At 50.8% G+C, this 863-nt stretch carries 1 protein-coding gene; it reads left to right on the plus strand.

Annotated features, from left to right (window positions below):
* Positions 1–39: 39 nt before the first annotated feature.
* Positions 40–863: sugar transporter (locus tag ACTHS3_RS15775; RefSeq protein ID WP_440368478.1), on the plus strand; the 824-nt coding region annotated here is incomplete at its 3' end.

Consider the following 863-nt stretch of genomic DNA (forward strand, 5'->3'; position numbering starts at 1 on the left):
GTACAATAACGCCTTTTGCTTCATCAAACGGACATAATAATGACTTCAACATTCAAACAATGGGTTAGCGTATGCGCGCTGGCGGTGGGGGCGTTTATTTTCAATACCACCGAATACATTCCGATTGCGCTTTTGAGCGACATCGGTCAGAGCTTTGGCAAAGCGGCAACGGAAGTGGGCATGATGATTACGGTGTATGCGTGGATTGTTGCGCTCCTATCGCTGCCGCTGATGCTGATGACGAAAAACATCGAACGGCGCAAATTATTGCTGATGCTGTTTGCACTGTTTGCGCTGTTTCACGCGCTGTCGTTCTTTTCTTGGAACTTCAACATCCTCTTGGTCAGCCGTATCGGGATTGCGCTGACACACGCGGTCTTTTGGTCGATTACGGCTTCTTTGGCGGTACGGCTTGCCCCCGCCGGCAAAACCAATCAAGCTTTGGGCTTGCTCAGTACGGGTACGGTTTTAGCGATGGTTTTGGGTATTCCGCTGGGGCGCGTGGTCGGGCAATACTTCGGCTGGCAGCTCAGCTTCCTACTGATCGGGGTTTGCGCTGCCGGCGTAATGCTGGTGTTGGCCAAAAACCTGCCTGCTTTACCCAGCCAAAATACCGGCTCTTTAAGCAGCCTGCCGAGTTTGTTCAAACGCCGCAACCTGATGCTGCTCTATACCATGACGGTATTGATTATTACGGCACATTTCACGGCATACAGCTATATCGAGCCTTTTGTATTGCAAGTTGGCGGATTTAAGGCTGAACAGGTCACCATCGTTTTGAGCCTATACGGTTTGGCAGGCTTCGCCGCTTCTTATCTGTTTGGCAAATGGTTTGCCAAATCGCAACGCCTGTTTATGCTTGG

It is taken from the genome of Neisseria sp. P0009.S007 (genome assembly GCF_051962515.1).